Source organism: Streptomyces sp. 11-1-2, assembly GCF_003595545.1.
GTDB classification, from domain to species: Bacteria; Actinomycetota; Actinomycetes; order Streptomycetales; family Streptomycetaceae; genus Streptomyces; species Streptomyces hygroscopicus_B.
On the sequence record NZ_CP022545.1, the window covers coordinates 9,605,891 to 9,618,141 of the forward strand.

12 protein-coding genes are annotated in these 12,251 nt (G+C 71.6%); 6 read left to right on the forward strand and 6 right to left on the reverse strand.

Annotated features, from left to right (window positions below; all coding sequences use genetic code 11):
• The first annotated feature begins 29 nt into the window (after positions 1–29).
• Positions 30–1,673 carry an alpha/beta hydrolase gene (locus tag CGL27_RS41385; protein WP_119992614.1) on the forward strand — a complete coding sequence of 548 codons (1,644 nt, stop codon included), beginning with the start codon at positions 30–32 and terminating at the stop codon, positions 1,671–1,673.
• Positions 1,674–1,752: 79 nt separating this feature from the next.
• Here CGL27_RS41385 and CGL27_RS41390 read toward each other — a convergent pair whose 3' ends face one another.
• Positions 1,753–2,808 (reverse strand): NAD(P)-dependent oxidoreductase, encoded by a 1,056-nt coding sequence (locus tag CGL27_RS41390; RefSeq protein ID WP_119992615.1) that lies wholly within the window; start codon positions 2,806–2,808, stop codon positions 1,753–1,755.
• A 266-nt stretch (positions 2,809–3,074) separates the two neighbouring features.
• On the opposite strand from CGL27_RS41390, the gene CGL27_RS41395 reads away from it, so the two are divergent.
• From CGL27_RS41395 to CGL27_RS41415, 5 genes are read left to right on the forward strand one after another with little or no spacing between them, the layout of a single operon-like run.
• Positions 3,075–4,631: an ATP-binding protein gene (locus CGL27_RS41395; RefSeq protein WP_119992616.1), complete on the forward strand. Its 1,557-nt coding sequence runs from the start codon at positions 3,075–3,077 to the stop codon at positions 4,629–4,631.
• A gap of 4 nt (positions 4,632–4,635) precedes the next feature.
• The gene (locus CGL27_RS41400; protein ID WP_237298527.1) at positions 4,636–5,043 is read left to right on the forward strand and encodes a roadblock/LC7 domain-containing protein; all 408 of its coding nucleotides are present in this window, start codon (positions 4,636–4,638) and stop codon (positions 5,041–5,043) included.
• Positions 5,040–5,402 carry a DUF742 domain-containing protein gene (locus tag CGL27_RS41405; protein WP_078639270.1) on the forward strand — a complete coding sequence of 121 codons (363 nt, stop codon included), beginning with the start codon at positions 5,040–5,042 and terminating at the stop codon, positions 5,400–5,402. Before CGL27_RS41400 ends, CGL27_RS41405 begins: the two co-directional genes overlap by 4 nt.
• A complete protein-coding gene (locus CGL27_RS41410) occupies positions 5,383–6,033 on the forward strand; it encodes an ATP/GTP-binding protein (RefSeq protein WP_119992617.1) in 651 nt (216 codons plus the stop codon). The genes CGL27_RS41405 and CGL27_RS41410 overlap by 20 nt, the downstream gene beginning before the upstream one ends.
• Positions 6,030–7,490 carry a cytochrome P450 gene (locus tag CGL27_RS41415; RefSeq protein ID WP_119992618.1) on the forward strand — a complete coding sequence of 487 codons (1,461 nt, stop codon included), beginning with the start codon at positions 6,030–6,032 and terminating at the stop codon, positions 7,488–7,490. Before CGL27_RS41410 ends, CGL27_RS41415 begins: the two co-directional genes overlap by 4 nt.
• Positions 7,491–7,511: 21 nt before the next feature.
• Here the strand turns inward: CGL27_RS41415 and CGL27_RS50475 are convergent, their stop codons facing one another.
• The 5 genes from CGL27_RS50475 to CGL27_RS41435 form a co-directional block, all read right to left on the reverse strand.
• Positions 7,512–7,667, reverse strand: a complete 156-nt coding sequence (locus CGL27_RS50475; protein ID WP_162953186.1) for a hypothetical protein — start codon at positions 7,665–7,667, stop codon at positions 7,512–7,514.
• Positions 7,668–7,784: 117 nt separating this feature from the next.
• Entirely contained in the window at positions 7,785–8,735 is a 951-nt protein-coding gene (locus tag CGL27_RS41420; protein WP_119992619.1) for a cytochrome c oxidase assembly protein, read from the reverse strand.
• 118 nt (positions 8,736–8,853) lie between these two features.
• Positions 8,854–9,879 carry a 6-phosphofructokinase gene (locus tag CGL27_RS41425; protein ID WP_078639266.1) on the reverse strand — a complete coding sequence of 342 codons (1,026 nt, stop codon included), beginning with the start codon at positions 9,877–9,879 and terminating at the stop codon, positions 8,854–8,856.
• Between the two features lie 200 nt (positions 9,880–10,079).
• Positions 10,080–10,808: a glutamine amidotransferase gene (locus tag CGL27_RS41430; protein ID WP_119992620.1), complete on the reverse strand. Its 729-nt coding sequence runs from the start codon at positions 10,806–10,808 to the stop codon at positions 10,080–10,082.
• Positions 10,809–10,840: 32 nt separating this feature from the next.
• Positions 10,841–12,079 carry a MurT ligase domain-containing protein gene (locus CGL27_RS41435; protein WP_078639264.1) on the reverse strand — a complete coding sequence of 413 codons (1,239 nt, stop codon included), beginning with the start codon at positions 12,077–12,079 and terminating at the stop codon, positions 10,841–10,843.
• Positions 12,080–12,251: the final 172 nt, after the last annotated feature.

The following is a 12,251-nucleotide window of genomic DNA, read 5'->3' on the forward strand; positions in this document are numbered from 1 at the left end:
GCGGCGCAACTAAGCAGGGGGATTACTACGTGAGACGCACAGCACTCTTCGGCGTGGCCGGTGGTGTGATCACCGGGGCGCTGATAACCGGTGCGCTGGCCGCCCCCACGGCTGGGGCCTCGGAGCGGACGCCCGGTGGGGCCGCCGAGGCGCGTGGCGTGGCCGTGGCCGCGGCCAAGGCCGCTAAGAAGGGCATCGACTGGGCGGACTGCCCGGCCGACTGGGGGCTGGCCAAGCCCATCCAGTGCGGCTATGTCACCGTCCCGCTCGACTACGCCAAGCCGAACGGCCGCACCATCAAGCTCGCGGTGGACCGGATCGGCAACACCGGGTCCGCCTCCGAGCGGCAGGGTTCGCTGATCTACAACCCGGGCGGGCCCGGCGGCTCCGGGCTTCGCTTCCCGACCCGGGTCACCACCAAGAACCCGCTGTGGACGAAGCCTTCGAAGGCGTACGACTTCGTCGGCTTCGACCCGCGCGGGGTGGGCCACTCCACGGCGATCTCCTGCGTGGACCCGCAGGAGTACGTCAAGGCCCCGAAGCTGGACCCGGTGCCGGGCAGCGAGGCGGACAAGCGCGTCCAGCGCAAGCTGGCCCGGGAGTACGCCGAGGGCTGCAAGGAGCGCAGCGGCTGGATGCTGCCGCAGATGACGACGCCCAACACCGCCCGTGACATCGACGTCATCCGGGCCGCGCTCGGCGACAAGAAGCTCAACTACCTGGGCGTGTCCTACGGAACGTACATCGGGGGCGTCTACGCGACGCTCTTCCCGACCCATGTGCGCCGGCTGATCGTGGACAGCGTGGTCAACCCCTCGCGGGAGAAGATCTGGTACCAGGCCAACCTGGACCAGGACGTCGCCTTCGAGATGCGCTGGAACGACTGGAAGGCGTGGGTCGCCAAGAACGACGCCGCCTACCACATCGGCGACACCCCCGCGAAGGTCCAGAAGCAGTGGGAGACGCTGCGCGCGGCCGCCAAGAAGAGCCCCATCGGCGGGGTCGTGGGCCCGGCCGAGCTGCTCGCGTTCTTCCAGAGCGCTCCGTACTACGACTCGTCGTGGGCCACCGTCGCCCAGGTGTGGAGCGACTACCTCGCCGGCGATGAGAAGGCGCTGGTCGAGGCCGCGGGCCCGGACATGTCCGACACCGCGGGCAACATCGCCTCGGAGAACGGCAACGCCGTCTACACCGCCGTCGAGTGCGCCGACACCAAGTGGCCGACCAGTTGGGCGAAGTGGGACCGGGACAACACCCGGCTCCACCGCGACTACCCCTTCCTGACCTGGTCCAACGCCTGGATGAACCTGCCGTGCGCCACCTGGGGTGCCAAGCAGCACACCCCGCTCGAGGTGGGGGCCGCCAAGGGGCTGCCCAAGACGCTGATCGTGCAGAGCACCCGGGACGCCGCGACCCCGTACGAGGGCGCGGTGGAGCTGCACAAGCGGCTGAAGGGTTCGCGCCTGGTCACCGAGAAGGACGCCGGTTCGCATGGGGTCACCGGTCTGGTCAACCCGTGTGTCAACGACCGGGTGGACGCCTACCTGCTCAAGGGCACGGTGGACGCCAAGGACGTGACCTGCGCTCCGCACGCCACGCCGGTGCCCGCGAAGTCGGGTGCGTCCGCGAAGGACGCGAAGGCCGCCAAGGAGGCCGCCGCCCTCGTCAAGTAGTCGACGAAAGCGGTATGTGGTGAAGGGCCGGGCCCGTGCGTTCCCCGCACGGGCCCGGCGCCGTTTTCCCCCGAAGCGATCAGGGCGCGTGCCCGCCGCTCCGCAGCCACGCGTCTTCTGCCGCGTAGTCGAAGAGATCGGCCATCGGGTCGTAGGCGGCCGCCATGTCAGGGAAGGCGGTGCGCCAGTCCGGGGTGGCCGCCAGCCGGTCCGCCAGCCAGGCGACGGTCGTCGGCAGCGATTCCGTATAGCCGGTCACCGGGCGGTAGCCCAACTCCCTTTCGGCCGCGGACATGTCGTAGACGAGCGGGTGGGCCAGGCTCCAGGGGGTGCTGCCGATATGCGGATGCGGCGGCTCCCCGTCGATCAGCACCAGCTCGCCGCGCGTCCCCAGCACCGCGTCCACGGCGGTGGCGATGTCGGCGACCGTCGGAGCCTGTGGATCGCCCGCGTTGAGCACCCGTGAGCCGGGCCGGTGGGCGGCCAGCCGCACCAGCTCCGCGATGTTGTCGACATGCACCGGATGGAACCGGCTGCGGCCGCCGTACGCCAGGATCCGCACCGGCCGCCCGTCCAGCGCCCGTTTGACGAAGTACAGCTCACGGGGCGTACGGCAGTGCGGGCCGTGGATCGCCCCCGCGCGCAGCAGGGTCGTCGGCAGCTTGTCCCCGGCGGCCAGCAGCTCCCGCTCCAGCGCGACCTTCCGGCTGCCGTAGCCCTCGCCCGGCGGCACGGTCCGCTGGGACTCGGGGAGCGGCACGGGATAGCGCGGGGCGCCGTCGGGCCGGTCCTGGGTCCCGAAGCCCCGGCCCTGGTCGTCCTCGTACACCGCCCCGGTGGACATCACCACCGCCGATCCGATGCGGTCCGCGAGCCCCAGCAACTGCTGTGCGTGCGCCTGCCCGTAGGCGACGCAGTCCAGCACCACATCGCAGCCGTCCCCGATCAGGGCGGCCACCGCGGCGTCGTCGTCCCGGTCGACGGCCACGCTCACCACGGACGCGGGCCAGCTCTCGTCGCGGCCCCCGCCGCGCGAGGCGGCCCGCACCCGCCATCCCTCGGCGGCGAGCGCGCGCACCGCCGCCCGGCCGATCTGCCCCGTCGCCCCGATCACACATGCGCTGCCAATGGTCATGCCGGGACGCTACGGGCCCGGCCGCCACCCTGCCCAGACTCCTTCGCCACGAGCAGATTCGCCCGTGGAGCGATCATTCACGGTCAAACGGCTAGTACAAGATGATCGCTTTTTCGCGCTCTCTGAATTCACCGTGATGCATTTCGAAGAAAAAGGCATATTCGATTCGTGTGTCGGTGAAACCGCTAAGCTCCAGGGCCCATGGCGGGCTGGCTCACCGCCCGTATTTCGCACGCATTTTCTCTTCGCTGTTTTTAAGGATGTCCATGGTTTTCGCCGGCACCTCATCCGGAGGCCGACGGCCCGCCTCCACGCTCGTATGGGTCATCCCTCCCGCCGCGATGGCGTTCTGCGCGGCGCTGGCCGTCGTCGTGGTCCCGTCCGGGGCGCGGGCGACGGTCGCCTGGTGCGGGATGGCGGCGACGTTCGCGGTGGCCCTGGCGGCGGCCGAGGCGATGCGCCGCGGCCGGCTGATCACCACGCTGCGCACCCGGCTCATGGCCCAGGAGACCGAGCTGCGGCAGCGCCTGGTGGACCAGGAGACGGCGATCCGGCGGCTGGCCCGGGAGCTGCTGCCGGTGGCGGTGACCCGGCTGCAGCGCGGCGCCATGGTGGACGAGGCGATGCGGGCCATCGACCACGCGCCCCGCCTCGACCCGGACTTCGACGCCGCCCACGAGCTTCTGCTGCGGTCGGTGCTGGAAGCCGTGCGGGCCGAGGAGGACCTCAGGGACGCGGGCCAGCGGGCCTTCGTCAACATCGCCCGCCGGGTGCAGGCCATCGTCCACCAACAGGCCCAGGACATGCGGGAGATGGAGGACAAGCACGGCGCCGATCCGGACGTCTTCGAGGACCTGCTCCACCTGGACCACGGCAACGCCCTCATCGGCCGGCTGGCGGACTCCATCGCGGTCCTGGGCGGTCAGCGCCCGGGCCGCCAGTGGCAGAAGGAGGTGCCGCTGTTCAACGTCTGCCGCGGCGCCATGTCCCGCATCCTCGAGTACGAGCGGGTGGATCTGCACTCGGTGGCGGATGTCGCCATCGTCGGGCCCTCGGTGGAGCCGCTGATCCACGCCCTCGCCGAACTGCTGGACAACGCCACCCGCTACTCGCCGCCCAAGACCCGGGTACATCTGACCGCGATCGAGGTCCAGTCCGGGGTCGCGATCGAGATCGAGGACGCCGGGGTCGGCCTGTCGGAGGAAGCGCGCAGACGCACCGACGCGGTGCTGGTCCAGGCGGCGACCGGATTCGACCTCAACGACCTGGGCGAGACACCGCGGCTCGGTCTGGCCGTGGTCGGCCGGCTCGCCGTGAAGTACCGGTTCCAGGTCTCGCTGCGGCCCTCGGCGTACGGCGGGGTGCGCGCGGTGCTGGTCGTACCGCAGGACATCATCTGCCCCACCCCCGCCCCCGGCGGCGCGATCGCCCGCGCGGCCAAACTGCCCCCGCCCAAGCCCATCAAGCGGGCCACGCCCCTGCCGTCGCCCACTCGCACCAGCCCGATCGTGCAGGGCCGCCCCGGCCCCGGCTTCCGGCAGAACGGCGCCGGACTCCCGCAGCGCCGCCGCCGGATGCCCATGGTCACCCCGCCCATCAGGGTCGACTCCGGGCCCCCGGCGGCGCCCTCCGTGCCCCGCGAACCGGCCGGGCCGCCCGTGCAGCCGGGGATCTGGCTGGACGCCTTCACCAAGGGGCTCAACGGCGAGCCGATCCCGGCGGCGGACGCCGGTGCCGCCGCCCCGGACACCCGGAAACCCCCCGGCACCCCGGATACCTCGAACACCTCGAACACCCCGCTCCCGTCGGACAAGGATGAGTAGGCAAGTGACGCAACCGCGGTTCAACATGGACTGGATGCTCCGGGACCTGGCCTCCAGCGTTCCGCAGACCCGCCACGTGGTCCTGCTGTCCTCGGACGGCCTGTGCATGGCCCAGGTCGGTACGGACAAGGACACCGCCGACCGGCTGGCCGCCGCCTGCGCCGGGCTGCAGAGCCTCTCCGGTGCGATCGCCACCGAATTCCCCGAGGGGGACGGGCGGATGCGGCTGGTCGTCATCGAGGTCGACGGCGGCTTCTTCTATCTGATGGCGGCCGGCGTCAGCTCGTATCTGGCGGTGCTCGCCGAGGACAGCGTGGACGCCGGGCTGATGGGCCAGTGCATGAGAGACCTGGTCGCACGGCTCGGCGAACACCTCAGCAGTCCGCCGCGCGTCGACGGCCGGATGACATGAGCGAGCCCGCCAAGGCGTGGGACGAGGGCGGGCCCGAGCGGCTCTACACCGTCAGCCGGGGCCGCGCCCCGCACGAACCCCGGCAGCGGCCCGTCGAACTCGTCAGCCTGATCGTGGCGCGCGCCGAACCGGAGCCGGGGATGGCCCCCGAGGCCGCCACCGTGCTGCGGATGTGCCCGTTCCCCCTTTCGGTGGCGGAGATCTCCGCGTACCTGGTCCTGCCGGTCTCCACCGTCACCGTGATCCTCGCGGAGCTGCTGGGGGACGGCCGGGTGGAGGTCAGGGCACCGGTCCCGGCAGCCGTGCTGCCCGACCCCGAACTGCTGCAGGCGGTGATGCATGGACTACAGAAACTCTGAGGAAGCCGAGGAAGCCGAGGAAGCCGGGGAAATCGTCGGACCGCGCAGCGAGGACACCCTCCCGGCCTCCGCGGCCGCCGCCGTCAAGGTGGTGATCGTCGGAGGCTTCGGGGTCGGCAAGACGACCATGGTCGGCTCGGTGAGCGAGATCCGCCCGCTGACCACCGAGGAGACCATGACCCAGGCCGGGGTCGGCGTCGACGACATCGCCGGGATCGAGCGCAAGACCGAGACCACCGTCGCGATGGACTTCGGCCGGATCAGCCTCAACGAACGGCTGGTGCTCTATCTGTTCGGCACCCCCGGCCAGGAGCGGTTCTGGTTCCTGTGGAACGGCCTCTTCGAGGGCGCCCTCGGTGCCGTGGTCCTGATCGACACCCGCCGTCTGGAGGTCAGCTTCGACGCGGTCGGGCGGCTCGAGGAGCGCGGTGTGCCCTTCGTGGTCGCGGTCAACGTGTTCCCCGAGGCCCCCGTCCACCCCATCGCGGAGCTGCGCGCCGCCATGGACCTGCCCGACTCCGTACCGATGATCGACTGCGATGCGCGCGACCGGGCCTCCAGCCGCGACACCCTCCTCACCCTCGTGCGCCATCTGCAATCCCTCCACACCGTGACCCCGGAGACACCGTGACCTCTCATCCCGACGACCCCGGCACCGGGACGGCCGACCTGCCGCCCACCCGGTGCCCCGTCCACCCCGCGCTGTCCGACGCCGGCCTGGTGGACCTCCTCGGGCCCGAGAACGAGAAGGACCCGATGGGCCTGTACGAGCGGCTGCGCGCCGAGCACGGCCCGGTGGCCCCGATCGTGCTCGACGGTGGCATACCGGCCTGGCTGCTGCTGGGCTACCGGGAGAACCTGGAGGTATCCCGCACCCCCTCCCGCTTCTCCCGCGACTCCCGCCACTGGCACGCCTGGGAGGACGGGAGGATCACCGCCGACTCGCCCCTGCTGCCGGTGGTCGGATGGCAGCCCATGTGCACCTTCGCCGACGGCGACGAGCACGAGCGGCTGCGGGCCGCGCTCACCGAGTCCATGGGGCGCCTGGACCGCCGGGGGATCCGCCGCCACGTCACCCGCTTCACCCATCAGCTGGTCAACGACTTCTGCGCGGACGGGGGCGCCGAACTGGTCACCGCCTTCGCCCAGCAGCTGCCCATGCTCGTCCTCACCCAACTGCTGGGCATGCCCGACGAGTACGGCCCGCGGCTGGTCGAGGCCACCCGGGACCTGATGAAGGGCACCGAGACGGCCCTGCGCAGCGACGCGTATGTCACCGGCGCCCTCCAGAGCCTGGTGGACCGCAGACGCGCGGAGCCCGGCGAGGATCTGGCGTCCTGGCTGCTGGCCCACCCCTCCGGCCTCACCGAGGAGGAGGTGGTCCAGCATCTGCGGCTGGTGCTGCTCACCGGCAATGAGACCACCACCAATCTGATGGCCAACACGCTGCGCATGGTCCTCACCGACCCGCGCTTCCGCGCCTCCCTGGCCGGTGGCCATATGACCCTGCCGGACGCCATCGAGCATGTGCTGTGGAACGAGCCCCCGCTCACGGTCGTCCCCGGCCGCTGGGCCACCGGCGACACCGAACTGGGCGGTCAGCGGATCAAGGCCGGGGACATGCTGCTGCTGGGGCTGGCCGCCGGAAACGTCGACCCGGCCATCCGCCCCGACATCGCGGCGCCGATGTACGGCAACCGGTCCCATCTCGCCTTCAGCGGCGGCCCCCATGAATGCCCGGGGCAGGACATCGGCCGTGCCATCACGGACACCGCCATCGACACCCTGCTGCTGCGGCTGCCCGATCTGCGGCTGGCCGTCGACGAGTCCGAGCTGACCTGGCTCTCGTCCTGGATCTCCCGCCATCTCGTGGCGCTGCCGGTGGAGTTCATGCCCCGGCGCCCCGAGTCGGAGGGCACGGAGGACCCCTCCGCGACTCTCTTCGCCCCGCGGCCGCGCCGGCTGCCCGCGGAGGAGGCCCCGGAAGCGGCCACCGGGGGGCCCGAGGCGACGGCTCCCGGGCGCGTCCCGTGGTGGGTGGCGTTATGGCGGTGGCTGCTGGGCAGGCCCTCGGGATCCGCCCCGTAGGGATGGCGGCGGCCCCGCCGCTCAGCTCCGGGCCACCACGACCCCCACGGTCAGCAGGCCGAGCACCACCCAGCTGAACCACAGCCAGCCGTTGCTCCCCAGGGTCACGGTGTAGGCCGTCACCAGCACCAGGCCCCCCACCGTGGCCACCGTCATCGTCTTCGCGGATCCGGGCATCCCCGACCTCCTCACGGCGGTCCTGACGCCCCTTCGCCAGGACCCGGGCCGCTCAGGGCCCGGGTCCATGGTCTCGCGGTCCGGGGCCTTGCCGCTAGCAGGCCGCAGGGGCCGCCCTCAGCGGCTCCGGGACTGGAGCGAGGCCAGATAGGCGTTGTACGCCGCGAGCTCCTGGTCGCCGTCCCGGTCCGCGGTGCGGTCAATACGCCGCGCCTGGCGCTGCTCGGACTTGTACCACTGGTAGACCAGCGCCACCAGGACGATCACCGACGGGATCTCGCTGAAGGCCCAGGCGATCCCGCCCGCCCAGGTCTGGTCCGACAGCGCGTCGATGCCCAGCGAGGCGGGCGGATGCTCGTACACGCCGACCATGGGCTCGGACGCCATCATCAGCGCGATGCCGAAGAACGCGTGGAACGGCATGCCCGCGAACAGCTCCAGCATCCGCATCACATAGCCGGGCCGGTGCGGCCCCGGGTCCACGCCCATGATCGGCCAGAAGAAGACCAGGCCCACCGCGAGGAAGTGGACCATCATCGCGATATGCCCGGCCTTGCTCCCCATCAGGAAGTCGAAGAGCGAGGTGAAGTACAGCGCGTACAGGCTCGCGATGAACAGCGGGATCGTGAACGCCGGGTGGCTGATGATCTGCATATAGCGGCTGTGCAACAGCGCGACCAGCAGCTCCCGGGGGCCCTTGCGGCCGCGCCCGGCCGCCGGGAGGGCCCGCAGGGTCAGCGTGACCGGCGCGCCCAGCAGCAGCAGGATCGGCGACACCATGCTGATGATCATGTGCTGCACCATATGGACGCTGAACATGACCATGCCGTAGTCGTTCAGCTTGGTGCACATCGCGACCGCGATGGTCAGCACCCCGAGCACGAAGGAGACCAGGCGCCCCACCGGCCAGGCGTCACCGCGCCGCCACAGCCGCGCGACGCCCCAGCCGTACAGCCCGAGCGCCAGCACACAGCCGACCAGGAAGAACGGATCGCCGCCGAACTCCAACCCGCGAGCGAGGGTGAACGGCGGCAGATCCATGGTCATGCCGTGCCCGCCGTGATCCATCGAGTAGCCCCTTTGTGCGCCTAAACCGGCGCCGCTCTCGCGGACCTGGTTGCTCGCCGTAAGGGTTGCGCAATTGATGGCCGCGGTCGGAGTCGGCATTAACCGGTTTGTGTCGTCCCTACAGTACGCACTCGGCCTCGGCGTACCGCTCGGCGGGGACCGTCTTCAGCCGCTCCACGGCCGCCGCGAGCGGCACCAGGTCGATGTCCGTGCCGCGCAGCGCCGTGATCGTGCCGAAGGCGCCGCGGTGGGCCGCCTCGACGGCGTGCCAGCCGAAGCGGGTGGCCAGCACCCTGTCGTACGCCGTCGGGGTGCCACCGCGCTGCACATGGCCCAGGATGACCGCCCGCGCCTCCTTGCCGAGCCGCCGCTCCAGCTCGACGGAGAGGTGGCGGGCGATGCCCGCGAAGCGCTCGTGGCCGTAGACGTCCTTGCCGCCGGCCTCGTAGTCCATCGTGCCCTCGCGCGGCTTGGCGCCCTCCGCCACCACCACGATCGCGAACTTCTTGCCCGCCTCGAACCGCGCCCCGACGGTCTTGGTGAGCTCCTCGATGTCGAACGGGCGCTCCGGGACGACGATGGCGTGGGCGCCCGCGGCCATGCCCGAGTGCAGCGCGATCCAGCCGGTGTGCCGTCCCATGACCTCGACGATCAGCACCCGCTGATGGGACTCCGCGGTGGTCTTGAGCCGGTCCAGGGCCTCGGTGGCGACGCCGACCGCGGTGTCGAAGCCGAAGGTCACATCGGTGGAGGCGATGTCGTTGTCGATGGTCTTCGGCACGCCGACGATCGGCAGCCCGGCGTCCGAGAGCAGCCGGGCGGCCTTCAGCGTGCCCTCCCCGCCGATGGGGATGACCGCGTCCAGGCCGAGCTCCGCGACATGCCCCTTGGCCCGCTCCACGCCGTCCCGCAGATGCTCGGGGCGCACGCGGGTGGAGCCGAGGATGGTGCCGCCGAGGGCCAGGATGCCGCCCACCGCGTCCAGGTCGAGCTTGCGGTAGTCGGCCTCCAGCAGGCCCTTCCAGCCGTCGTGGAAGCCGATCACCTCATCGCCGTGGTCGACGGTGGCACGGTGGACGATTGACCTGATGACCGCGTTCAGGCCGGGGCAGTCGCCGCCGGACGTGAGCACACCAATGCGCATGGCACGCATACCTCTGTCTGAGATGGGGGGCCGACGGCCGGACCGCGTCGTCCGGCTGGACCCCGCCACCCTACAAGCGGCCGGGCGGCGGGGGCGGGGTCGTGCGTCGGATGTCCGCCATGCGGGCACCCTTCGCCCGAGTGGCGGCAAAGTGGCGCCCGAGCGGCGTCCGAGTGGCGCTCGGGCGAGCGGGTCGCGGCTCAGGCGGGCTGGGACGCCGCCGCGATCCGCTCGTTGCGCAGCGCGTCGTACCACTGGTCGTTGACCGGCGGCAGCGCGTTCACATCGAGGGCCAGCTTCAGCAGATGGTCCGCGATATGCGGGTTGCGGGCCATCACCGGGCCATGCATGTACGTCCCGAAAACGGTGTCGTTGTAGGCGCCCTCGAAGCCGTCGCCCGTGCCGTTGCCGTTGCCGAACCGGACCCGGGCGAAGGGGCGGGCCGTCGGGCCGAGGTGGGTGACGCCCTGGTGGTTCTCGAAGCCGGTCAGCGGGGGCAGCCCGAGCCGCTCGTCGATGTCGGCCAGCACGTCCCCGACGCACCGGGCGCCCTCGCCACGGGTGCTGACCACGTCCAGCAGCCCCAGACCCTGCTGGCGCTGCCCGAGGTCGTTGATGAACTCATGGCCGAGGATCTGGTACCCGGCGCACACCGAGAAGACGATCGCCCCGTTGGCGACCGCGCGGCTCAGCCCGCCGTCCCGGATCAGCCGCTCGGCGGCGAGCCGCTGCGGGCGGTCCTCGCCGCCGCCGATCAGATAGACGTCCCCGGAGGTGGGGATCTGCTGGTCGGAGCGGACGTCCAGCCGGGAGACCTCCAGCCGGCGCTGCCGCGCCCGGCGCTCCACCACCAGGACGTTGCCCTGGTCGCCGTACGTGCTCAGCAGGTCGGGGTAGACCCACACCAGACGCAGGCCGTTCTGGCTCATGCTACGCATCTTCGTGCCTCTCGTACGGGGGGTCAGTTGCCGACCCGGCGGCGCAGGTCCTGGAACGCGGTGTAGTTGGCGATGGTCTCGATGCGGCCGGGCGGGGAGATCCGCACCGCCTCGTCCACGTCCGCGCAGACCCGGAAGTCCAGCCCGGCGACCTCCAGGCGCACCGCGAGGTCCAGCTTACGGTCGCCGATCACGCAGATCGGGTGCCCGGCGAGCCGGGTGTAGTCCACGTCCCACAGCCAGGAGGTGTCGGTGCCGTCGGCGCCGCGGGCGTTCACCGAGAGGATCACCGGGGTGGGCGGCGGGTCGATCAGCGAGAAGGTCTCCAGCCAGCCGGCCGGGTTCTTCGCCAGCAGCAGCCGCATCTGGCGTTCCTGGAAGGTGACCACGTCATACCGGCCGGCCACGGCCTGGACCTGGTACATCCGCTCCAGCGCGACCTGCGGGGGCACCCCGAAGGCGGCGGCGACGGCGGCCGAGGTGGCCGCGTTGGCCTTGTTGGCACGGCCGGGGAGCTGGAGGTGGATCGGCCAGGCCGCGCCGTGCGGGTCCAGGACGTAGTCGCCGTTCAGTGCCCAGCTGGGGATCGGACGGCGGAAGCCGCACTCCGCGCAGACCCAGTCGTCGCCCGGGCGCTGCAGCACACCGCCGCAGGACGGACAGGACCAGGCGTCGTCCTTCCACTCCTGCCCGGCGGCGACCCACACCACATTGGGGCTGGAGGAGGCGGCCCAGACGATCAGGGGGTCGTCGGCGTTGGCGATCACGATCGCCTTGGTGCCGGTCAGGCCCTCGCGCCACTTCTCGGCGAGCATCCGGGTCTCGGCGGCGCGGTCGAGCTGGTCACGGGAGAGGTTGAGCAGCGCGATGGCCTTGGGCTCGGTGTCGCGCGCCACACCGGCGAGGTACTTCTCGTCGACCTCGATGACGCCGTAGCGGGCGTCGGAGCCGCCGGCCAGGGCCGAGGTGATACCGGCCGGCATATTGGCGCCCAGCGCGTTGGAGACGACCGGACCGGCCGCCCGCAGCGCCTCGGCGATGAGCCGGGTGGTCGTGGTCTTGCCGTTGGTCGCCGACACCAGGATCACGTCCAGGTGCTGTGCCAGCCTGCCGAGGAGATCGGGGTCGAGGCGCAGGGCCACCTTGCCGCCGATCACCGATCCGCTGCCGCGGCCCGCGGCCTTCGACACCGCCGCCGCGGCCCTGCCCGCCGTCACGGCCAGCTTGGCACGTGGCGACAGCGGCTCTGAGTTGCCTGCCATCGTCTCTCGATCCTCCTCGCATACCGGCGCCGCACCTGCCCCCCGAGGCGCCGGTGGTACGCCCCCTCCGCGCCGCATCGCCAGCCGGGAGGCCACGGTCGGGTAGCAGCCTATCGAGATCCGGCGGCTGTCCCGAATTCCGTCACCCGCGCAGGGCACTTCCCCGGCCCCG

Bases quoted from the DNA above. Each gene is read 5' to 3' on its own strand.
- CGL27_RS41390 (WP_119992615.1), bottom strand. From the start codon at position 2,808: ATGACCATTGGCAGCGCATGTGTGATCGGGGCGACGGGGCAGATCGGC.
- CGL27_RS41395 (WP_119992616.1), top strand. From the start codon at position 3,075: ATGGTTTTCGCCGGCACCTCATCCGGAGGCCGACGGCCCGCCTCCACG.
- CGL27_RS41405 (WP_078639270.1), top strand. From the start codon at position 5,040: ATGAGCGAGCCCGCCAAGGCGTGGGACGAGGGCGGGCCCGAGCGGCTC.
- CGL27_RS41410 (WP_119992617.1), top strand. From the start codon at position 5,383: ATGGACTACAGAAACTCTGAGGAAGCCGAGGAAGCCGAGGAAGCCGGG.
- CGL27_RS50475 (WP_162953186.1), bottom strand. From the start codon at position 7,667: ATGCCCGGATCCGCGAAGACGATGACGGTGGCCACGGTGGGGGGCCTG.
- CGL27_RS41420 (WP_119992619.1), bottom strand. From the start codon at position 8,735: ATGGATCACGGCGGGCACGGCATGACCATGGATCTGCCGCCGTTCACC.
- CGL27_RS41425 (WP_078639266.1), bottom strand. From the start codon at position 9,879: ATGCGCATTGGTGTGCTCACGTCCGGCGGCGACTGCCCCGGCCTGAAC.
- CGL27_RS41430 (WP_119992620.1), bottom strand. From the start codon at position 10,808: ATGAGCCAGAACGGCCTGCGTCTGGTGTGGGTCTACCCCGACCTGCTG.
- CGL27_RS41435 (WP_078639264.1), bottom strand. From the start codon at position 12,079: ATGGCAGGCAACTCAGAGCCGCTGTCGCCACGTGCCAAGCTGGCCGTG.